A 21777-nucleotide genomic window follows, 5' to 3' on the forward strand; every position below is an offset into this window, starting at 1 on the left:
CATTCTCCTCCCGTCGCCGCCTCCAGGCGAGCGGCCGTCGCCTCCAAGCAAACAGCCGTCGCCTCCAAGCAAACAGCCGTCGCGTCCACAAACGGCCGTCACGTCCAGGTGGGCGGTCTTCAGGTCCAGGCGAGCACCCGCTTGCGCCAGGCATAGAGGATGCCCAGGGCGATGAAGGCCAGGAAGACGAACATCTCGACCAGTGTGGTCATGCCGTACCCGGGAGCGGCGAAGATCGTCGCCCACGGGAAGAGGAAGACGGCGTCCACCGCGAAGACGACGTAGAGATAGGTGAAGACGTAGTAGCGGATCTGGGACTGGGCCCAGCCCTCGCCGACGGGGTCGACGCCGCACTCGTAGGTCATCAGCTTCTCGGGCGTCGGCCGGTTCGGCCGGAGCAGCCGGTTGGCGAACAGGCCCCCGGCGAAGATCCCCAGGCCGATGAGGAGGAGAACCACGACAACGGCATAAGATCCGAAATATTCGTTCATCTCCGCGCCTCCTCTCCCGATCATAAGCCGCGCTCCCATCGCATCCCAGACACCGGCGGCGACCTGGGAAGATGAACCGTGCGCGAGCCACGATCTCACCAGCCGGTCAGGTGACGGCCGGAGGGCGGCCGCCAGCATATAGTTGAGGATCGTGACCCGAAACATGCTCTTCGCTCGCTTGCACGTCGACCTGTGCCGGCTCGCGGCGGGGCTGTGTCGTCCGGGCCGTTCACGAGCGTGATGACGCCGTCGCCCCGGCGGCCGTCGACCCCCAGCTCGTCTCCCCGCGTACGCGGCGAGCAACGGTAATTTCGCACGTCAATAACTCGCACGACAAGACAAGAGCGTGGCCCCGAGGGATCTAGCATGGAAATAAGAACGTGCCAGCGCAGACGCCTGAGCGCGTCGAGGAGGACTGAGCAGCTGTGACCAAGCAGGTTCAGCAACTCGACCGCGTGATCATCCGGTTCGCCGGTGACTCCGGCGACGGCATGCAACTCACCGGCGACCGGTTCACCGCGGAGACGGCGCAGTTCGGCAACGACCTGTCGACGCTCCCCAACTTCCCGGCGGAGATCCGCGCCCCCGCGGGCACTCTGCCCGGAGTGTCCAGCTTCCAGCTGCACTTCGCCGACCACGACATCCTGACCCCCGGCGACGCGCCCAACGTCCTGGTCGCCATGAACCCCGCCGCGCTGAAGGCCAATCTCGGCGACCTGCCCCGGGGCGCCGACATCATCGCCAACACCGACGAGTTCACCAAGCGCAACCTGCAGAAGGTCGGCTACGACGGCAACCCTCTGGAGGACGACTCGCTCGCCGAGTGGCGGGTCCATTCGGTGCCGCTGACCTCGCTGACCGTGCGGGCGCTGGAGGGCTTCGAGATCTCCAAGAAGGACGCCGAGCGGGCGAAGAACATGTTCGCCCTCGGGCTGCTGTCCTGGCTCTACCACCGGCCGACGGAGGCCACGGTCGCCTTCCTGGAGGCGAAGTTCGCCAAGAAGCCCGACATCGCCAAGGCCAACATCGCGGCCTTCCAGGCCGGGTGGAACTACGGCGAGACCACCGAGTCGTTCTCGGTGTCTTATGAGATCAAGCCGGCGACCCTGCCGCCGGGGGTGTACCGGAACATTTCGGGCAACCAGGCGCTGGCGTACGGCCTGATCGCGGCCTCCGTGCAGTCGGGGCTGCCGCTGTTCCTGGGGTCCTACCCGATCACCCCGGCCTCCGACATCCTGCACGAGCTGTCCAAGCACAAGCGGTTCGGGGTGCGGACGTTCCAGGCCGAGGACGAGATCGCGGGGGTGGGCGCCGCGCTGGGGGCGGCCTTCGGCGGCGCGCTGGGGGTGACCACCACGTCTGGGCCGGGGGTCGCGCTGAAGGCCGAGACGGTCGGCCTGGCGGTGACGACGGAGCTGCCGCTGATCGTTGTGGACGTGCAGCGGGCCGGGCCGTCGACCGGTATGCCGACCAAGACCGAGCAGACCGACCTGCTGATGGCCCTGTACGGCCGTAACGGCGAGTCGCCGGTCCCGGTCGTGGCTCCGGCCACGCCGTCCGACTGTTTCGACGCGGCGATCGAGGCGGCGCGGATCGCCCTGCGGTACCGGACGCCGGTCATGCTGCTGTCGGACGGCTATCTGGCCAACGGCTCGGAGCCGTGGCGGGTCCCGGAGATCGACGATCTGCCGGACATCTCGGTGGAGTTCACCACCGAGCCCAACGGCGACGGCGGGGCGTATCTGCCGTTCAAGCGTGACCCGCAGACGCTGGCCCGCCCGTGGGCGGTGCCAGGCACGGCGGGGCTGGAGCACCGTATCGGCGGTATCGAGAAGGCCGACGGCACGGGCAACATCTCCTACGACCCCGACAACCACGACAAGATGGTGCGGCTGCGCCAGGCCAAGATCGACGGGATCGAGGTCCCGGATCTGGACGTGGACGACCCGGACGGCGACGCCCGCGTTCTGGTGCTCGGCTGGGGCTCGACCTACGGCCCGATCGCGGCGGCCGTGCGGCGGGTCCGTAAGGCCGGGGGCAAGGTCGCCCAGGCCCACCTCCGTCACCTCAACCCGTTGCCCGCCAACACCGGCGACGTGCTGGGTTCCTACGACAAGGTGCTGCTGCCCGAGATCAACCTCGGCCAGTTGGCACTGCTGCTGCGCGCCCGCTTCCTGGTCGATGTGATCGGCTACAACCGCGTGCGCGGGCTTCCGTTCAAGGCCGAGGAACTCGCCGCCGTCATCCAGGACGTGATCGACAGTGACTAGCACCGAATCGCTCAACGGCAAGGGCCTGGCCCTGGTCCCCCGGACGGACACCGCGCAGACCCTCAAGGACTTCAAGTCCGACCAGGAGGTGCGCTGGTGCCCCGGCTGCGGCGACTACGCCATCTTGGCCGCGGTCCAGAGTTTCCTGCCCGAGCTGGGCCTGCGCCGGGAGAACATCGTGTTCGTCTCGGGCATCGGCTGCTCCTCGCGGTTCCCGTACTACCTGAACACCTACGGGTTCCACTCGATCCACGGCCGGGCGCCGGCGATCGCGACCGGGCTGGCCTCCTCCCGGCCCGACCTGTCGGTGTGGGTGATCACCGGTGACGGCGACGCGCTGTCGATCGGTGGCAACCACCTAATCCACGCGTTGCGCCGCAACGTCAACCTGAACATCCTGCTGTTCAACAACAGGATCTACGGTCTGACCAAGGGGCAGTACTCGCCGACGTCAGAGGTCGGGAAGATCACGAAGTCGACGCCGATGGGGTCGCTGGACAAGCCGTTCAACCCGATCTCGCTGGCGCTGGGCGCCGAGGCCGGGTTCGTCGCCCGGACCATCGACTCCGACCGCAAGCACCTGCAGAGCGTGCTGCGGGAGGCCGCGGCGCACCGGGGCACGTCGCTGGTGGAGATCTACCAGAACTGCAACATCTTCAACGACAACGCCTTCGAGGCGCTGAAGGACCCGGCCACCCGCGACGACATCACCGTCAAGCTGGAGCACGGCCGCCCGATCGTCTTCGGCACCGGCGACAACGAGAAGGCGGTACGGCTCTCGCCGTACGGCGGCGTCGAGGTCGTGCGCCGCTCGGAGGTGGCCGACAGCGAGATCCTCGTCCACGACGCGCACAACCCGGACCCGTCGCTGGCGTTCGCGCTGTCGCGGCTGGACGACCCGGCGTTCGAGCACGTGCCCATCGGGATCTTCCGCTCGATCGACCGCCCGGCCTACGACCAGCTGATGCGGGAGCAAATGGAGGCCGCCACCGCCGACAAGGGCAAGGGCGACCTTCGCGACCTCCTCCTCGCCGGAGACACCTGGCGAATCGGCTGAAAGCGCCCGAAAGCGCGTGAAAACGGCCCGCGGCCCCGGCACTTCCCTGTGCCGGGGCCGCGGCCGTTCCCCGGAGCGCCGAGCGGAAGCGTCCCCATACAGCCCCATTTATGGGGGCATCGATGGCATACTCGAACCGCGCCGCACGGCGGTGAGCTGGGTCGGACGAGCGTGAACGCTGCGAAGGGGATCTCTCAGTGGACCTGTACCGCCGCGCACCCGAGACAGGGCTGCGTTATCTGGGGCATGCCGGGTTCATCGCGGAGCACAGGGGCGTGCGGCTGCTCATGGACCCCTGGTTCTATCCGGCGTTCCTCCACTCGTGGTTTCCCTACCCCGACAACCGGCGCCTTCTGGACGTGGTGAGCGGCGAGCGGTTCGACTACCTCTACATCTCGCACGCGCACGAGGACCACTACGACGAGCGTCTGCTGCGCACTCTGGACAGGTCGATCACGGTGATCGTCCCTCGGTATCGCTCGAAGATCATGGTGAAGCGGTTCGCGGCGCTGGGGTACGAGAACGTCATCGCGCTGGGCCACAAGGAGTCCTACGAGCTGGCTCCCGGCTTCACCGTCACCATGTACCTCGACACGAGCCACAAGGAGGACAGCGGGCTGCTGCTCGACCTCGACGGCTTCCGCTTCCTCGACCTGAACGACTGCAACACCCCGATGTCCGAACTGCCCGGCGACGTCGATCTGCTCGCCGCGCAGTTCTCAGGCGCCATGTGGTACCCGAACTGCTACGACTACCCGCCCGACGTGATGCGGAAGAAGGTCGAGGCCGTCCGGGGCGACCTGCTGGACACGCTCTACCGCAAGGTGCGCATCACCGGGGCCTCGGCCTACCTGCCGTCGGCGGGCCCGGCCTGCTTCCTCGACCCGGTCCTCGAGGCGTACAACGACCGCGAGGCGACGATCTTCCCGCAATGGGAGGACGTGTCCGGCCAGTTCGCCGATGCCTGCCCCGGCGTCGAGGTGCTGCGCCTGTTCCCCGGCGACGCCGTACGGCTCGGCGAGGCGGACGGCGGCGGGCACGGCGGCCCGGTCGTGGAACGTGACACCGACGCGCCAGCCTCGGAGGACCGTGCTTCCGAGGACCTGGCCGCCTACCGGGAGCGCCGCCGCGACGAGTGGAGCGCGTTCTACGACGAGCCGGCCGAGCCGGTTACCGGCGAGGAGATCGAGGCGTACTTCGCCAAGCTCCAGAGCTGGAACAAGCGCTTCCTGAGCGACTTCGCCAAGGACGTCCGCCTGGTGGCCGACGGCCGCATGTGGGACGTGCGGCTGGGCCGGCTCGCCGAGCGGTTCGTGATCGAGGGCGAGGAGCCGTACGACCCCGAATACACGCTGCTGCTGTGCCCCCGGACCATGAGGGCCGTCATCGAGGAGCGGACCGGCTGGGAGGAGGCCCTGCTGTCCATGCGGGTGGGCCTGCACCGCGAGCCCGACGTGTTCGATCTGACCTTCATGAGCCTGCTGCGGTACGGCAACCAGCCGGTGCAGACGATGCAGATGCTGCGGGAGCGGCAGAACACCGAGACGATCGAGCGGGACGGCCTGCGGATGCAGCGGTTCTGCCCGCACGCTGGCGAGGACCTCACCCATGCCACCGTCTGCGGCGGCATCATCGAATGCCCTCGGCACCACTGGAAGTGGGAGGCGGCCACGGGCAGGTGCGTCGACGGCGGCACGCTGCCCCTCCGGGTGGAGCCGCTGCCCTAGAGAGCCGGTCAGGTAACCCCGTCGCCGTGATCATGCAGGGCTTCTCAGGAAGCTCGGGGACGTGGGGCTCCCGTGGGGCTCCGCGGATCGTGATCATGCACCGATTCCGCCGTACGCGGCCTGATCAGGGCCGACACCGTTTGTGATCATGCGGTGTCTGTCCGCCGGGCGCACCCTCGTCATGCATGATCATGCTGCAAAAACGTCAGGCAGAATGGCGGGTGCGGGAACATGTGCATGATCACGCTACACAAAGCGCCAGTTAGGACGGTGCACGCGGGAACATGTGCATGATCACGACCGGAGTTGTCGCAGGCTACTGGCATCCCTCGGGAAAGTGCGCATGATCACGCGCGGGATGTCCGCACCTCGATCAGGCACGCAAGGAAGTCGTACATGATCATTAACTAGGGGGAGCGGAGCTTGTCGTAGTAGGCGAGGCATTCCTGGTAGTCGGGCAGGATGCCGCCGGAGAGCGCCTCGGAGAGCGTGGGGGCGGCGGCGTCCTTCGGTGACAGGACCGGTTCGACGCCGCTCGGCCAGGCGATCCCCAGCTCGGGGTCGAGCGGGTGAACCTCGTGCTCACGCCCCGGCGCGTACGGCTCCGAGCACAGGTAGACGATCGTCGCCTGCTCGCTGGTCGCCATGAAGGCGTGCCCGAGCCCCTCGGCGATGTAGACGCCCCGCCTCGTCACGTCGTCGAGCTCGACAGCCTCCCAGTGGCCGAACGTGGGCGACCCGACCCGGAGGTCGACGACGACGTCGACGACGGAGCCGGCCACACAGGTGACGTACTTGGCCTGCCCGACCGGCACGTCGGCGAAGTGGACGCCTCTGAGCACGCCGCGGCGGGAGACCGAGCAGTTGGCCTGGGCCAGGCCGAGGGGATGCCCCATCACCTCGGTGAACCGCTCGGCCTTGAACCACTCCAGGAACGTGCCCCGGTCGTCACCGTGAAGGACGGGGGTGAAGACGTAGGCCCCGCCGATGGACATCTCCTCCACGTCAGGGCTCGATCGTCGTGTGGGTGCCCTGCCACACGTTGTTCTGCCAGACGTTGCCCGGCCCCTTCACGTCGAAGTAGGCCACCGGTCCGTACGTGCCGCACTTGGAGAAGATCGACCGGCTGAACACGTTGTCGCGGACGACCACGTTCCTGCTCGACCCTGCCTTGTCGCCGCCGCCGTAGAAGCAGTACCCGCCGCCGCCGATCAGATTGCCCTGGATGAGGACGTTGGTGACGGGACCGAGGCTGGTGGCCAGCATGATCGCGCTCGTCTGGTCGACGGGGTTGAGGATCGTGTTGTTCTTGATCACCAACGGCTGGGTGCCCGAGGAGCCCTCGGTCTGGATGCCGTCCACGTGGTCTCCCGAGAACGCGCGCAGATCGTGGATGTAATTGCCCTCGATGGTCCCACGTCCGGTGTTGATCGCGTCGGTCGCATCGTGGATGTCGTTGCCGCGGATCGTGATGTCGCCGTCGCCGATGTTCTTGACGGCCACGGCGAGCTGGTGCCGCCCGTCGCCGGCGATCTCGCAGTGGTCCACGACGAGGTTGGTGTGCCCGTTCCTGAGCTGGACGCCCCACTCACCTGAAGCGACGATCTTGCAGTTGCGGATCGTCACATTGTCCGCGTAGATGTCGAGCCCCTCGGTCAGCTCGACGCCGTCGAGGACCGCGCCGTTCTGGCGCAGCTCGCCGCCCTTGTAGCTCTTGAAGACCGTCCCGCTCGGCGGCCCGGCGCTCCCCTCGTCAGGGAAACCGCCGACCGGCGGCGTCGACGACGAGGGCTGGGCCGTGGCAGGGGAAGTCGGCGTGACCTTGGGGGTCGGAGTTGGGGTGGGGGTGGGGGTGGGGGTGACCGTCGCCGCCGGCGTCTCCGACGCCGTGTCCGTAGGGCTCACAGAAGGATCGGCGGAAGCGCTGGCCGTGGGGTTCGGCGTCGGAGTGCCGGCCGGGACCTCCGAAGGCGCCGGGCTCGCCAGGACGGGCGGGTCAGACTGGGTGGCCGTCGCCGATGGGGCGGGCCGCACCGTGGCGTAGCGGAAGACGACGTCGACGAAGTAGTTGTAGCCCGCGGAATTGGAGCGCGTGGGGAAAGCCGGCCGGCCGTAGGAGAAGACGCCATTGCGCTCCCCGGGCGCGGTCAGCGGCCCGACCTTCAGCGGGCCGCCGGCGAAGGCTCCGCGCTGGGCGACATATCCCCCGCGGCTGCTGTTGTAGGAAACCGTGTAGGTCTGCCCGGCCTTCAGGGCCACCGGGGACGACAGGCGGGCCTGCTGCCAGCCGGAGCGCGTCTCGGATCCGAACGTCACGCGGCCGAGCAGCGCGCCGGAGTCGCTCCACAGGCTCCCGACGTGTCGGCCGCGATCGCCGTACGCCTTGAAGAAGCGCAGCGCGACGACCTGGCCCGCGCGGTCGGGGACGAACCGCATGCCGACTTCCACCGGCACCCGGTCGGAGCGGGTCCTGGCGGACACCGCACCCTTCGGCTTCCAGAAGCTGGCCTGCAGGATCTGCTCGTCGGCGACGGGAGCGGTCTTGCCGAGAGACGGGCTGGCCGAGTGGTGGGTGAGCGCCACGGTGACCGTGACCCCGCCGACGGCACAGGCGACGAGCAGCGAGGCCAGGCCCAGCAGACGTGGCCTCCGCCGCGGGCCGGGCGCCCTGTCCGCGTGCCGAGGGGTACGTGCCATCGTCCTGCCTCCGACCTCCGCGCTCAGCAGAGCGCCTGGTTCGACATCGAGTCAGCCATCCTCATGCGCGGCCATTGTTGCGGTTGAGACACCACGGAACAACACGAATGGACTAGTTCGACCATTGTTCATCGCATGGCCAAAATGCCCGAAATATCCAGCGAGAGACGCTGTTGGGCGAATAAATAGCGGCAAATAGGCATCAATCGCCCAGTGGCGAGCGAGCTGTCATGCATTTCCGGTAAAGCGGCCGGCCGTTTGGGACGGCCCTTATGGCTCGACCGGCTTGCCCGAGTCGGCCCAGACGTTGTTCCGCCACTCGTTGCCCTTGCCGCTTGCCTCCCACCCGACCACCGGACCCCACCTTCCGCCCTTGGGGAACAGGTCGCGGGTCCACACGTTCCCGATGATCCTGATGTCGCTGGTCGCGCGCTTGTCCTGGGCTCCGCGTCCGGCGTAGACGGTGTAGCCACCGCCCCCGAGCAGGTTGTTCTCGATGAGGACGTCGTGCGGGGCGCCGAAGTCCTGGAAAAGGCCCACCGCCGAGGTCTGCTCCTGCTGATTGAGCAGGGTGTTGTTCCTGATGACCAGCTTCAGCCCGGCCGCCGGGCCGCTCCCCGCCTGGATGAGGTCGACGTGGTCGTCCTTGCCCGCCGACGGGTCGTGGATGAAGTTGGCCTCGATGAGGCCGTGCGGGGTGACGACGCCGTCGGCGGTGCCGGAGATCTCCGTCTTGCGGACGGTCAGCATGCCGCCGAAGTTGAGCACCCCCTGGTCGATCTTGTGCGTCGGCGTGCTGACGATCTCACTGTTCTCGATTACCAGCCCTCCGGCGCCCTCGCGCTGGATGATCCCCCAGCCCTGGTGGGAGTCGCTGACAACCCGGGTGTTGCGGATGACGACGTTGTCCGCCTCCACGCTGATGTCGCCGTGCACCTCGTATCCGTCGATCACCTCTCCCGGGCGGGTCACCCTCAGGCCGGGGTTGGGGACCAACGCGGCCTTGTCAGGCGGTCCCGAGGTCTTGGCGCTGGGCCACGGCGACACATCGACGGCCCCCGTGGGCCGCACGGCCCCCGCGGCGGGCGTGATCTCCGCCACGCCGCGCAGACTCTCCTGAGCCGCGGGCCCCGGCACGGCCACCACCCACACGACGCCCGCGCCCACGACCGCGCCCGCACAGAAGACGGCCGCCGGCCTCACCCAGCCTGCCAGTTCCACCCGGTTTCCCTTCACGATGACGAGACGGCCGAGGGCGCCCTGCGCAGCCGGGTCCAGCTCCGCAAGGAGGCCAGCACCCGGTCCGCGACGACGGCGCTCTTGACCACGGCCACGACGGTCAGCAGAGCCAGGATGACCAGTGCCTGCTTGGTGTGCCTGGGCACCTCGGCGGCTTGCTTGGTGCCGTCCACCGTCTTCAGCCTGAGAATGTAGTAGTCGTCGGTGGCTCCGGCGGACATCTGCCAGGAGGCCAGCCTGACCCGCATAGCCCGGACCAGCACGGCCATGGACCCGTCCGCCTCCGCCACACTCGGAGCGAAGGTGTCGAGCACGACCCAGGGCTGGTCCCGAATCGGCACCTCCTCGCTGCCCTGGTTGGCCATCGCCACGAGGTAGTCCGGCCGTCCGCCGGCCTGGGCCACCTGCTCCCGTGTGTCCTCGTCGTCGAAGGACCTCGCGAGCAGGTCGGCCGTACCGACCGTGCTGGCCGTGAAGATCGTCTCCTCGCCCTGGCGCACCACGGCGACGACCGTGTGCGCCCGGTAGGACGGAGGGGAGAGCTTCGTCAAGTAGTACCCCGTGCCCCCGATCGCACCCGCGACGATCAACACCACCAGGGGATGCCGGATCATCGCTCGGAAGATGTGACGAATTGTCACGGAACGCTCCAACTTCGGTGCGAGGATGGGCTTGACGTGTCATTGTGGCACTCTGCCGATCAGGGCGCATGCCCCTTGTCGCAGCTAGCGGAATCCCGCCCCTTAGGGGACACTTTGTAGGGTCCGCGGCTCTGGCATGGTCTCGTCAGTGGCACCTGTCGCGAAAGCACACCGGCATCATGACTATTCACGCGGGGTGGGAGTTGTTGGAGGTCCGGTGGATCTGATGGAAGCCGTGTTCGTCCTCGCGCGCAGGTGGACGATCACTGTGCCGTTGCTGCTGCTCACGATAGGAGCCGTCACGGCGGCGTACTTCGTGCTGCCCTGGACCTACGAGTCCTCGGGCACGATCGTGTTTCTCACCTCCAAGCAGATCGCGGACAAGAACACCGGCGGCAACCCCTACCTGTCCTTCGACGGCTCCCTGTCGATCACGGCCGAGCTGGTCGGCCGCGCGGTCAACGACGAGTTGACCGCGCAGAAGCTCGCGGAGCAGGGCCTGACCGGTGAGTACGAGACGCAGATCCCCCCGGACAGCCGCGCTCCCCTGCTCAAGGTGACCGTGACCGACAGCGACCCCCGCATCGCGCAGGCGACGATGGAAGCGATCATCAAGAGGATCCCCTCCACGCTCAACGACCTGCAGAAGACCAACACCTCCATCTCACAGGTCCGGCAGTCGGTGCTGACCAAGAGCACGGCGCCGGACCGCAAGGCGACGTCGAAGATCCGCTCACTGGTCGGGATCCTCGCCGTCGGCATGCTGCTGACCGCGGGTGTGCCGCTGGTGACCGAGTCCGTGAAGAACCCTCGCCGGCCGATTCAGCCGAAGCGCGTGGCCCAGGCGGCCCAGGCGACCCTGGCCGAGCCTGCCATGGAGCCCCCTCTTGAGCGGAGGCGGATGGAGGACGACGCGCCCACGGCCGTCCACGTGTGGCCGCCGGCGGCCACGGCCACGGGCCGCCCGCCGGGTGAGCCGTGGCCGGACGCCAACACGGGCAGGGGCCCGGGCCAGCGGACGGCTAGGAGCACCGGCAGGAACACGGGACGGACCAGGAGCACGCGCAGAAGCACCGACGTGGACGCGAACAGGGCGGAGACAGACCGCCCCGACGCCCCGGCATGGCGGAACGGGACGAGCGACGGCACCCCGCCGAGAAGGCCCCTCTAGGCGTCCGGCGGCAGGCAGGCTCAAACGGCAGGGTCAAACGGCATGGTCAACGGCACGCACATCGGCACGGGCACAGGGACAGGCACGGGCGCAGGCACGGGCCTGGACATGTCCGGCCTCTCCTCGTACCCGTTCCCCGAGGACGAGGGCCGGCGCGGCAGGAAGTTCCCGGGCATCGACGCGGTCACAGTCCTCAGCCTCCTCGTGGTGGCGCTCGTGCTGATCCCGTCGCGGTACGTCGTCGGCCCCCTGGGCGGCTCCGGCACGCCCGCCAACCTCATCGCCGTGCTGGCGTTCATCTGGTACTGCGCCTCGATGTCGACGGAGAGGTCCACCCCGCTCAAGGGGCGGCAGCCGATCAGGACGTCGATTCTCATCTACGTGTGCGCCATCCTGGCCAGCTACATCGGCGCCATGAACCGGCCGATCTCCGGCGAAGAGATGCAGGCCGCCAACATGGCCCTGCTGCCCGTTATCGGCTGGTGCGGCATCGCCCTGCTCGCGGCCGACGGAATCACCACCAAAGACCGGCTCGACAAGCTGATCCGCAGGTTCGTCATCGGGGCCACATTCGTGGGCATCGTGGGGATCATCCAGTTCGCCACGGCGTTCGACCTCTCCCAGTACCTGGCCTTTCCGGGGCTGAAGGTCAACGGGACGTTCATCTCGCTCTACAACCGCGACGGCTTCAACCGGCCGACGTCCACGACGATCCACCCGATCGAGTTCTCCGCGACCCTCGCCATGGCGCTGCCGCTCGCCATCCACAACCTGTTGTACGGCCGGGCGGGACGGCGCTGGGTCAAGCGCGTGTGCGTGGCCGTGCTCGCGACGGCCGTGCCGCTGACCGTGTCGAGGACAGCGGTGCTCGGCATGGCGGTCTGCTTCATCGTCCTCATGCCGACCTGGCCCCGGGCCTGGCGCCACACCGCGTACGTCGCGCTACTGATGTTCACCGGCGCGATGAGCGTGGCGGTGCCGGGCCTGCTGGGAACGTTCAAACGGATGTTCTTCGGGATGGGCGACGACTCCAGCGCGACGGCCCGTACGGACGACTACGCCGCGGTTGCCCGCTACTTCTCCGAGCACCCTCTGTTCGGGCGGGGCGTGGGGACCTTCCTGCCGCACACCTACCGCATCCTCGACAACCAGTACCTCGCGACGCTGGTGGAGACGGGGGCCTTCGGGCTCGGCGCCGTGCTGCTGATCTTCCTCTCCGGGTGGGTCGTGGCGCGCCGCTCACGGCGCAAGTCAGACGACCCCGAGACGCGGCACCTCGGCCAGGCTCTCGCGGCGAGCATCGCCGTCTTCGCCGTGACCTGCGGGACATTCGACGCGTTCTCGTTCCCCGTCGCCGTCAGCGTCGCCTTCCTTCTGATCGGCTGCGCAGGCGCGCTGTGGCGGATCACCGACCCCCATGGAGGGGCGTATGTCGCCGTATCCCCGCGTTGGATTCGCCTGTTTATGGGACGAGGATCCGCGCAAGACATGGTCGTACACCCCGTGGCATCTCCGCGAAGCCCTGAGGGAGCGGGCCGACGTCGTTGACGTCGGCGTCGAGATCCCCTCGAAGGTCCGCGCGGCGCTGCGCGCCATGCACGTACGGCCTCGCCACGGCAGGCTGGCCACGACGTGGAAGTACTCCAGGGTCACCGACGAGTACTGCCGGCGCGCGCTGCTGCGCTCCATCGCCGAGTCCGGGTGCGACGCGGTGCTGCAGATCCAGGACATCGCGCCGCTGCCGGTGCCGTTCTTCCTCTACCAGGACCTGAGCTACGACGCGCTGCTGAGCGTGCACGATCCGGACAACGAGCGGGCCGTGCTGCCGAACATCTCGGTCGGCATGATGCACCGCAGGCGGGAGCGTCAGCTCGCCATCTACGCGCGGGCGACGGGCGTGCTGGCGATGAGCGAGTGGTTCGCCCGGACGCTCGTCGAGGTGACCGGGCTGCCGGCCGAGAAGGTCCACGTCGTACATCCCGGGATCACGTCGGCGGCCGACCCGGCACGCCCGATCCCGGAGCGGGCGGGGCCCCGGCGGCGGCTGCTGTTCGTGGGCGGGGACTTCCGGCGGAAGGGAGGGGCGCTGGTCGTCGCGGCGACGGAGCTCCTGCGCCGCGACTTCGACCCCGCCATCACCCTGACCGTGGCGGGCCCTCCGGCCTGGCCGTTGCCCGGGGAGCCCCCGGAGGGGGTGCGGTTCCTCGGCCAGCTTCCCCCCGCCGAGGTCGCGGCGCTCTGGGACACCCACGACCTGTTCGTCATGCCGTCACATCTGGAAGCCTTCGGGATCGTCTTCGCCGAGGCGCTCGCCCGTGGGGTGCCGTGCGTGGGACGCGACGCCTTCGCCATGCCCGAGATCATCCGCCCCGGGCAGAACGGCGGCCTCGTGCGCGGCGACGACCCCGCCGAGCTGGCCGAGACGATCGTCAAGATTCTTGAGGACGACGCGCTCTACGCCGGCTGCCGGGACGGGGCCGCCGCGACCGCCGAGTGGTTCAGCTGGGACCGCGCCGCCCGGCAGTCGCTCGAAGCCATGAGAGCACTCTGATCAGTAGTTCAACCGGGCGCAGCACGGCGGATGCATGATCACGAGAGGAGTCCGTGCTGATCAGGCGCCATCCACAGGAAGGTGTGCATGATCACGAGCAGAGTCCGTGCTGATCACAGCGCTTTGCGGAGCGCCTCGACCACCTGCTCCTGCTGCCCGGGGGTGATGTGCGGGAAGATCGGCAGGGAAAGGATCTCACCCGCCGCCCGCTCGGCCACGGGGAAGTCGCCCTCCCGGTAGCCGAGATCCGCGAAGGCCGGCTGGAGGTGCACCGGCACCGGGTAGTGAATCTGGGCCTGCACCCCGAGCTCGTGCAGCCCGGCCAGGACGCGGTCGCGGTCGGGCACGCGGACCACATAGAGGTGCCAGACGTGGTCGGGGCGCAGCGATTCCTCCGGCGACGCGGGCGGCGTCACCCCGGCCCCGGCTAGGTCCGCGAGCAGTTCCCCGTAGCGCGCGGCGGCCTCCCGCCGCCGGTCGTTCCACTCCCCGAGCCTCCGCAGCTTGGCGCGGAGCACGACGGCCTGGAGCGTGTCGAGGCGCGAGTTGAAGCCCAGCGTCTCATGGCGGTACTTCACCTCGCTGCCGTGGTTGGACAGCAGGCGGACCTTCCTCGCCAGCTCGGCCGAGCCCGTGGTGACCGCTCCCGCGTCGCCGTACGCGCCGAGGTTCTTGCCGGGGTAGAAGCTCGTGGCCGCGAGCGCGCCGAAGGCGCCGGAGACCGTGCCGCCGCGGGCCGCGCCCTGCGACTGGGCCGCGTCCTCGACCACGGGGACGCCCCCGGCGATCTCAGTGATCCGGTCCATCGGTGCGAGCCGGCCGTACAGGTGCACCGGGATGACGGCGGCGGTGCGCGAGGTGACGGCGGCGGCGAGCCCATCAGGGTCCATGAGCAGGTGCGCGGGATCGGCGTCGACGAGAACCGGCCGCGCGCCCACGCGGAGCACAGCCTCGGCGGTGGCCACGAACGTGTTGGCGGGAAGGATCACCTCGGAACCGGCGCCCACCCCCAGCGCCCGGAGCGCCAGCTCGATGGCGTCGGTGCCGTTCCCGACGCCGACACAGTGCGCGACGCCGCTGAACGCCGCGAACTCCTCCTCGAACGCGGCGACGTCGGGCCCCTGCATGAAGGCGGTCGAGCCGAGCACTCGGGCGAAGCCGGCGTCGATCTCCTCCGCCACCTCCTCGTGGGCGGCGCGCAGGTCGACAAAGGGGATCACGGAAGCTCCTTCGATGGATTTGCGGTTGCCGGGCGGAGGAACCGGGCGGGAGCGCCTACCCATACCTCTCCGGCGGGGACGTCCCTGGTCACGACTGATCCCATGCCGACGAGCGACCAGGCCCCGACGGTACGGCTCTCGCGGACCAGCGCCCCCGCCCCCAGGTAGGCGCCACGGCCGACCCGGACGCCCCCTGCCAGCCGCACACCCGAGGCGATCGTGGCGAAGTCCTCCACCACGTCGTCGTGGGTGAGCGTGACGTGGGGCATCACGGCGACGTGCGCGCCCACCTCGACCGAGGCGGTCAGCACGCACTGGGCGTGGATCACCGATCCCGGCCCCACCCGCGAGGAGGCGGAGACGACGGCCGAGGGATGGATGAGCGTCGCGTAGCGGTCGGCGGGCAGGCCGAGCCGCTCGACGATGCGGAGGCGGCTGGTGTAGTTGTCCGGCCGCCCGGTGCAGACGACCACCCGGGCCTGTTCCGGCAGCGCCGCGAGGCCGCCGAGGACCGGCAGCCCGTCGACGAGGTCGCCATGGCGGGCCGGGTCGTCGTCAAGGAAGCCGAGCAGCCGCCACCGGCCGGGCGACGTGAGCGCGAGCTGCGCCGTCTCCCTGGCGAAGCCCCCGGCTCCCACGAGGACGAGGTCCGTGGGCTTCATGTCACGGCCTCCGCGACACCGGCTCCCGCGCCCCGCAGCCCACGCAGCGCGCTCCTCTTCAGGTAGATGAGCGCGGCGACCACCGCCATCGTGGCCGATCCGGCGGCGAGCAGCGCCACCAGGTCGGCGGCGATCAGCCAGGCGATCAGCGCGGCGGCCAGCCCGGCGAGCAGGCCGCCCGCGAGACCCGGCGCGACGCTCGCCGCGAGGTCGCGCGCCCGGATCCCGACCCGTCCCAGCTCGCGCAGGTAGATGGGCAGGATCACCAGCACCGCGACGGCCACGTGGGCGATGCCGCCACCCGCGAAGCCGTACGCCCTGACCGCGAAGACGAGCGCGGGGGCGAGCAGGACCAGCCAGATCACCTGGACGGTGAACACGACGCGGGAATGCGCGAGCACCACGAAGTAGTCGTAGACCAGCTCGAACGCGATGCGCAGCGCGCCGAAGACGGCGAGCCAGACCAGCGCGGAGGCAGCCGGCTCCCAGACCGGGCCGTAGACGAACCGGACGAGCGGCGCGGCCGCCCCGGCCAGCAGGAGGCACACGGGCACGGTCACCGCCACGAGAAGCCCGGCGGTGGAGGTGAAGGCCCCGCGGAGCGCCCGGGGGTCGTGCTGGAGCCGGGCGAACGCCGCGGGCGCGACGCTCCGCACGGGCTGGGAGAACACGCTGACCGGCCAGTTGGACAGGTTGAACGCCAGCACGTAGAAGCCGAGGGCCGTGGCCCCGAGCACGTGCCCGACGACGAACTGGTCCAGGTTGCCGACCAGGAAGACGACGATGCTGGAACCGGCCAGCGGCAGCCCGAACCGCAGCAGCCTGCGGGCCACCGCCCGGTCGAACCCCAGCCGCAGCTTGCCCGGCGCGAAGCCGATGTAGAGCACGGCCGACCCGGCCGCTCCCACGAGACGCCCCACGGCGAGGCTCATGGCCCCCCATCCCGCGACGGCGAGGGCGATCGACACGAGCGTGCCCAGCCAGCTGTTGACCTGGTCGGCGATGGCCTTCCTGTCCTGGCGGAAGTGCCGCTGGAGCATGGCGGCCGGGGCCGCCACGACTCCGCTGACGAGCACGTTCAGGGCGAGCAGCCGGACGACCGGCGCGGCCTGCGGGTTGCCCATCGCCTCGGCGAAGGAAGGCGCCCCGAGGAAGCAGGCGATGTAAATCAGACAGCTCGACGCGACGGAGATGGTGGCGACCGTCGGAGCGATCTCCTTGGGGTCTCCGGGCCAGCGGACGATCGCGAGGCTCACCCCGAGCTCGTTGAAGCTCAGCACGGCGAGCAGCGCGACCATGGCCACGGCGAACGTGCCGAACTCGACGGGCCCGAGGAGCCGGGCGAGCACGATGCCGATGGCGAGCGTGCTCAGCCGGCCCACGATGGTGTTGACCAGGCTCCAGCCGAGCGCCCGGGACGCCTGGCCGAACAGCGAGTCGCCGTCTTTGACCCAGATGCTGCGGAACAGCCTCATTTCCCCACCGCGTTCTTCCCCGCCACGTTCTTCGCGACGGCGTTCTTCGCGACGGCGTTCTTGGCCACGGCGTTGAAGTCGTCGGCGGGAGCCCTGCCTCTCGCGCGGGCGTACTTGCGGCGCACCTTGTAGCCGAACACGGCGGCCGACGAGGCGGCGGCGGAGCGCAAGGAGGCGCGCGAACCCGCGCGGTCCAGCGCGTCGCGGTAGATGCCCTCCTGGACGCGGGCGGCTCGCTCCAGGCTGAAGCGCTCGACGACCAGCGAGCGCCCGAACGCGCCCAGCTCGGCCCGGAGCTTCGCGTCGGTGAGCAGCGGGCGCAGGGCCTCCTCCAGCCGGCGGGCGCCCTCGGCCGGGCCGTTCCCCAGGCCGTACCACCCGCCCGTGAGGAAGCGGTCCACGGTCTCCGGGGTCAGCAGCTCGAAGAAGCCCGCCTCGCCCTGGACGACGAGCGGGCAGCCGAAGGCCAGGGCGCGCAGCGCCGAGCCGCCCATGCCGATCGCGACCGCGCCGGACGCGTACGCGGGACGCGGGTCGAACAGCTCGCCGGTCAGCACGACGACGCGCTCTCCGGCCCGGGCGTTGGCCTCGGCGGCCCGGCTCTCCACCTGGTCGCGGGCGGCGCCGTCTCCGACGACCACCAGCCGGACGGGCAGCTCGGCCGCCAGGCGGCCCACCACCTCGACGGCCGTCAGCAGGCCCTCCAGCTTCAGCTCGGGCACCAGGCGGCAGACGACGACGATGTCGAGCCGGTCGTCACCGAGGCCGAACCGCTTACGGAACTCCTCGCTGGGATGGCCCGGCGCGTTGGCGACGACGTCCACCGGCGGTTCGATGAGGCGCACGTCGTCGCGGCGCGCGGCCTCCCGCGCTCTGAGCTCCTCGGTGCCCACGATGAGCGGCAGCTCCCGGGGCAGGAACGGCGCTACCCCCGAGGACATCACCGTGCAGACGGCCGCGGCGGGTGACCTGCCGAAGGTCGCGAAGTACGCCTCGAGGCCGGGCGGCCATTCGTAGCCGTGGACGACGTCGATCCCGCGCTCGGCGACGAGCCGCCTGAGCAGCCGCACGGTCGCGGGGTCGGGCCGCCGCCTGGCCGTGTCGAGCTCGACGTGCTCCAGCCCCGCGGCCTTGACCCGCTCGACGAGCGGGCCCGGGTCGCTGACCAGCATGACCTCATGCCCGAGGTCGCGCACGGCCTCCGCCAGCTCGATGGCGTTGAGCTGGCTGCCCCCGACCTCCATGGTGTGGGGATAGACCAGGATCCTCATGTCCCGCTCGCAGCCCGGATGACGGCCACCACCGCGTCCTGCTCCTCCTCCGTGAGCGTGTGGTAGAGCGGCAGGATGAGCGAGTTGTGGCTGAGGCGCTCGGTGACCGGCAGGTCGGCGTCCGCGCCGGCGTAGGCGGGCTCCAGGTGGGCCGCCATGATGCCGCGCCGCGCCGAGATACCGGCGTCGCTGAGCCGCCGCAGCAGCTCGTCGCGCCCCACGGGGAAGTCGTCGGGAAGCAGGATCCAGAAGCTCTGGTAGTTGGTCTCGCCGTACTCCGGGTCCCTGATCGCGTACAGGCCCGGGATGTCGCCGAGCAGCGCGTGGTAGCGCCCGGCCAGCGACCTGCGCCGGGCGATCATCTCGTCGAGCTTGGCGAGCTGGACCAGCCCCAGGGCGGCCTGGATATCCGTCATGCGGTAGTTGAAGCCGGTCTCCAGATACTGCTCGATGATGACCTTCCCGGCGCTGGCGTGCCGTTCGGCGGCGCTGACGCTCATGCCGTGCTCGCGCAGCCTCCTGGCCCGGACGGCCCACTCCTCGGACTCGGTCGTGAGCATCCCGCCCTCGCCGGTCGTGAGGAGCTTGCGCGGGTGGAACGACCACGCCGCGAGGAGTGCCCCCGCCCCGGCGGGCCTGCCCTTGTAGACGGAGCCCGCGGCGCAGGCGGCGTCCTCGATGACGGCGATCCCGCGCGGGTCGCACACCGCGCGGACGGCGTCCACATCGGCCGGCGTGCCGCCCTGGTGCACGAGGATCACCGCGCGGGTGCGGCCGGTGATCGCCGTCTCCACGGTCTTCGCGGTGAGGTTGGCGGTCGCGGCGTCGACGTCCGCGAAGACCGGCACGGCACGCACGTAGCGGACGGCGTTGGCCGTCGCGATGAAGGAGAGCGATGGCACGATCACCTCGTCACCCTCCTCCACCCCGGCCAGCAGCAACGCCAGGTGGAGGCCCGTCGTGCACGAGGACACGGCCACGCCGTGCGCCGCGTTGATCCGGGCCGCGAACGCGGTCTCGAACTCAGCGACCCTGGGGCCCTGGGCCACCCAGCCGGACTCGACGGCCGCCGCGACGGCGGCCGCCTCCTCCGGGCCGAACCACGGCTTCATCACGGGGATCATGCCCGTGACACCTCCCTCATCTCGATGTCGAGCAGCCCGGCCAGTGCCAGCGCCCGCTGCGACCAGTCATGACGTGCGGCGAACGCCCTGCGGCGGGCGATCAGGTCATCGGTGCGCGGCTCCCGCGCCGCCTCCGCGACCGCCTTGACGAACCCCTCGGGCGACCCGGCCACCCGGATCAGCTCCCGGCCGTCGTCCTCGTCCCGCAGGAGCGCGGTGGCGGGTAGTTCGGACGAGACGACCGCCCGGCCCGCCGCGAGGTATTCCAGCGTCTTCAGGGGGAAGCTCGCCCGGTTGAAGGCCGTGTCGGCGTACGGCGTGAGCCCCACGTCGATCAGCCGGAGGTACGGCGGGAGCTCCTCGAACGCCTTGTGCCCGACCCAGTGGACGTTGGGCAGGCCGACCAGCGCCTCGAATCTGCCGGGCGCGAAGTCCGGATGCCGGGGCCCCACGAGAAGCAGCGGTCCGTTGGCGGCCACCGCTTCGAGGACCGCGATGTCGATGCGCTGGTTGATGTTGCCGACGAACCCCGCCACCGGCCCGTCGCCGGCGGTGAAGGCGACGTCTGGAGGCGGCGGAGCGCTGTCCACCTCCGCGTAGGCGGCCACGTCGCAGCCGTTCGGCACGAGCTCCGCCCGCCTGCCGAGCGCGTCGAACCGGTCCCGGAGCGCCGGGGACACCACCGCGACGATGTCCGCCTTGCGGAGCTGCCGCGCCTCAGCCCTGATCATGGTCCGCACGGGCAGCCCCATCATCCGGGCCCCGGCCACGATGTCGTCGGTGGCGTAGAACAAGGTGCGGGCGTTTTTGATCGTTCCAAGCACGTTGTCGTAGTTGGCCACGATGACCGCGTCCACGGGGCGGCGCATTTGCCGCAGCGCCCGCCGTACGGCACGGCGGGTCAGCGCCACGCTGAGCTGGTAGACGCCCGGCCTGCTGCGCGCGGGAGGGACCCGGAAGGTCAGCAGGGTCAGCCTCGGGCCGACCCTGTCCAGCGGCGGCCGTTCCCTCGTCGCGGCCAGGTCGGGCCTGGGCCTGCGCCCGGCCACCGCCACCGGCGGGTTGACGTAGAGCACGTCGTGTTCCGCCGCGAGACGGTCGGCCACGTGGCGGTCCGTGCCCGCGACCGAACCGTCGTAGTAACTCCCCGCGAAGTAGACGAGAAGCCCACCGCTCACGAGGTCGTGACCCCCGCGCTGTCACGCCACCAGGCCACCAGGCGCGTGAGGCCCTCCTCAAGGCCGATCTCGGGCTTCCAGCCGAGCCGGTCGGCCGCGCGGGAGATGTCGGCCAGCCGCCGGGTGACGTTGTTGGCCCGCCTGGCCGGGCCGTATTCGGGGGACAGGTCGCTGCCCATCACGGACAGCAGGGCCTCCGCGAGCTCGGTCAGGCTCGTCTCGACGCCGCCGGCGATGTTGAAGACCTCGTCGGTCGCGTCGGACGCCGCGGCGGCCAGGTTGGCCCTGGCGATGTCCTCGGTGTAGACGAAGTCCATCGTCTGGGTGCCGTCGCCGAGGATCAGCGGCGGCTCGCCGCTCGCGATGCGCTCCATCCACCGGATGAGCACCTCCGTGTAGAGTCCGTGGATGTCCATCCGCGGGCCGTACACGTTGAAGTAGCGGAGCGCCACGTAGTCGAGGCCGCGCATCGCGTGGAAGCTCCTGAGCAGGCCCTCGTTGTACGCCTTGGCCGCCCCGTAGATCGTGTCGTTGTCGTAGGGGTGCTGGGTCTCGGGCGTCGGGAAAACCTCGGCCAGGCCGTACACGGAGGCGGACGAGGAGGCGACGACCTTGCGCACCCCGGCCTCGGCCGCCGCCTCGACGACGTTGAAGGTGCCGTTGACCAGCACGTCGTTGGCGAGCCGCGGCTCCTCCACGCACTGGGTGATGCGGATCGCCGCCAGGTGGAAGACGTAGTCCTTGCCCTCGGTCAGGGTCCGGACGAGGTCGCGGTCCAGGATGTCGCCCTCGACGAGGCGCACGGCGTCACCGGCCTGCTCCAGGTTGGCCTTCCGGCCGCGGACGAGGTTGTCCAGGACGACGATCTCGCCGGCGCCGGCCTGGGCGAGCTGGTCGGCGATCGTCGACCCGATCGTCCCCGCACCTCCCGTGATCAGGCACCGGCTTCCGGTCACTCCCGGGTAAGCGCGAGTCATTGACTCCTCATTCATTAGGTCGTTGG

Annotated in this window: 19 protein-coding genes; 7 read left to right on the plus strand and 12 right to left on the minus strand. The window is 69.9% G+C overall.

Annotated elements, in window-relative coordinates; translation table 11 throughout:
* Window positions 1–119: 119 nt before the first annotated feature.
* On the minus strand, window positions 120–491 hold the full coding sequence (locus N5079_RS17320; RefSeq protein WP_261584874.1) for an NADH-quinone oxidoreductase subunit A: 372 nt from the start codon (window positions 489–491) through the stop codon (window positions 120–122).
* Window positions 492–654: 163 nt separating this feature from the next.
* On the opposite strand from N5079_RS17320, the gene N5079_RS35555 reads away from it, so the two are divergent.
* The 4 genes from N5079_RS35555 (at window position 655) to N5079_RS17335 (ending at window position 5545) form a co-directional block, all read left to right on the plus strand.
* Window positions 655–732, plus strand: coding sequence for a putative leader peptide (locus tag N5079_RS35555; RefSeq protein ID WP_370018401.1), 78 nt, complete (start codon window positions 655–657; stop codon window positions 730–732).
* 184 nt (window positions 733–916) lie between these two features.
* The gene (locus N5079_RS17325; RefSeq protein WP_261584875.1) at window positions 917–2761 is read left to right on the plus strand and encodes a 2-oxoacid:acceptor oxidoreductase subunit alpha; all 1845 of its coding nucleotides are present in this window, start codon (window positions 917–919) and stop codon (window positions 2759–2761) included.
* Entirely contained in the window at window positions 2754–3818 is a 1065-nt protein-coding gene (locus N5079_RS17330; RefSeq protein WP_261584876.1) for a 2-oxoacid:ferredoxin oxidoreductase subunit beta, read from the plus strand. Before N5079_RS17325 ends, N5079_RS17330 begins: the two co-directional genes overlap by 8 nt.
* Window positions 3819–4015: 197 nt before the next feature.
* Window positions 4016–5545, plus strand: a complete 1530-nt coding sequence (locus N5079_RS17335) for an MBL fold metallo-hydrolase (RefSeq protein WP_261584877.1) — start codon at window positions 4016–4018, stop codon at window positions 5543–5545.
* Between the two features lie 407 nt (window positions 5546–5952).
* Here the strand turns inward: N5079_RS17335 and N5079_RS17340 are convergent, their stop codons facing one another.
* The 4 genes from N5079_RS17340 to N5079_RS17355 form a co-directional block, all read right to left on the minus strand.
* Window positions 5953–6540, minus strand: coding sequence for a dTDP-4-dehydrorhamnose 3,5-epimerase family protein (locus N5079_RS17340; protein WP_261585078.1), 588 nt, complete (start codon window positions 6538–6540; stop codon window positions 5953–5955).
* Between the two features lie 10 nt (window positions 6541–6550).
* Window positions 6551–8242 (minus strand): DUF4082 domain-containing protein, encoded by a 1692-nt coding sequence (locus tag N5079_RS17345; RefSeq protein ID WP_261584878.1) that lies wholly within the window; start codon window positions 8240–8242, stop codon window positions 6551–6553.
* 270 nt (window positions 8243–8512) lie between these two features.
* A complete protein-coding gene (locus N5079_RS17350; protein WP_261584879.1) occupies window positions 8513–9463 on the minus strand; it encodes a hypothetical protein in 951 nt (316 codons plus the stop codon).
* Between the two features lie 11 nt (window positions 9464–9474).
* Window positions 9475–10095 (minus strand): hypothetical protein, encoded by a 621-nt coding sequence (locus tag N5079_RS17355; protein ID WP_261584880.1) that lies wholly within the window; start codon window positions 10093–10095, stop codon window positions 9475–9477.
* Window positions 10096–10339: 244 nt separating this feature from the next.
* Here N5079_RS17355 and N5079_RS17360 point away from each other — a divergent pair, with 244 nt between their 5' ends.
* Genes N5079_RS17360 through N5079_RS17370 form a run of 3 tightly spaced genes read left to right on the plus strand, consistent with a single transcriptional unit; the run spans window position 10340 to window position 13844 of the window.
* Window positions 10340–11293 carry a hypothetical protein gene (locus N5079_RS17360; protein ID WP_261584881.1) on the plus strand — a complete coding sequence of 318 codons (954 nt, stop codon included), beginning with the start codon at window positions 10340–10342 and terminating at the stop codon, window positions 11291–11293.
* Window positions 11294–11335: 42 nt separating this feature from the next.
* A complete protein-coding gene (locus tag N5079_RS17365; protein WP_261584882.1) occupies window positions 11336–12841 on the plus strand; it encodes an O-antigen ligase family protein in 1506 nt (501 codons plus the stop codon).
* Between the two features lie 46 nt (window positions 12842–12887).
* Window positions 12888–13844 (plus strand): glycosyltransferase family 4 protein, encoded by a 957-nt coding sequence (locus N5079_RS17370; protein WP_410007799.1) that lies wholly within the window; start codon window positions 12888–12890, stop codon window positions 13842–13844.
* Window positions 13845–13957: 113 nt separating this feature from the next.
* Here N5079_RS17370 and N5079_RS17375 read toward each other — a convergent pair whose 3' ends face one another.
* The 7 genes from N5079_RS17375 to N5079_RS17405 are packed head-to-tail and all read right to left on the minus strand — an operon-like array spanning window position 13958 to window position 21751.
* Window positions 13958–15064: a DegT/DnrJ/EryC1/StrS family aminotransferase gene (locus N5079_RS17375; protein ID WP_261584884.1), complete on the minus strand. Its 1107-nt coding sequence runs from the start codon at window positions 15062–15064 to the stop codon at window positions 13958–13960.
* Window positions 15061–15726, minus strand: coding sequence for an acetyltransferase (locus N5079_RS17380; RefSeq protein ID WP_261584886.1), 666 nt, complete (start codon window positions 15724–15726; stop codon window positions 15061–15063). Before N5079_RS17380 ends, N5079_RS17375 begins: the two co-directional genes overlap by 4 nt.
* The gene (locus N5079_RS17385; protein WP_261584887.1) at window positions 15723–17201 is read right to left on the minus strand and encodes a lipopolysaccharide biosynthesis protein; all 1479 of its coding nucleotides are present in this window, start codon (window positions 17199–17201) and stop codon (window positions 15723–15725) included. The genes N5079_RS17380 and N5079_RS17385 overlap by 4 nt, the downstream gene beginning before the upstream one ends.
* Window positions 17198–18472: a glycosyltransferase family 4 protein gene (locus N5079_RS17390; protein ID WP_261584889.1), complete on the minus strand. Its 1275-nt coding sequence runs from the start codon at window positions 18470–18472 to the stop codon at window positions 17198–17200. Before N5079_RS17390 ends, N5079_RS17385 begins: the two co-directional genes overlap by 4 nt.
* Window positions 18469–19596: a DegT/DnrJ/EryC1/StrS family aminotransferase gene (locus tag N5079_RS17395; RefSeq protein WP_261584890.1), complete on the minus strand. Its 1128-nt coding sequence runs from the start codon at window positions 19594–19596 to the stop codon at window positions 18469–18471. The genes N5079_RS17390 and N5079_RS17395 overlap by 4 nt, the downstream gene beginning before the upstream one ends.
* Window positions 19593–20774, minus strand: coding sequence for a glycosyltransferase (locus N5079_RS17400; RefSeq protein ID WP_261584893.1), 1182 nt, complete (start codon window positions 20772–20774; stop codon window positions 19593–19595). The genes N5079_RS17395 and N5079_RS17400 overlap by 4 nt, the downstream gene beginning before the upstream one ends.
* Complete coding sequence (locus tag N5079_RS17405; protein ID WP_261584894.1) at window positions 20771–21751, minus strand: NAD-dependent epimerase/dehydratase family protein; 981 nt, start codon at window positions 21749–21751, stop codon at window positions 20771–20773. The genes N5079_RS17400 and N5079_RS17405 overlap by 4 nt, the downstream gene beginning before the upstream one ends.
* Window positions 21752–21777: the final 26 nt, after the last annotated feature.

The sequence above is a fragment of the Planotetraspora sp. A-T 1434 genome (assembly GCF_025420585.1).
Taxonomy (GTDB): domain Bacteria; phylum Actinomycetota; class Actinomycetes; order Streptosporangiales; family Streptosporangiaceae; genus JAOEGB01.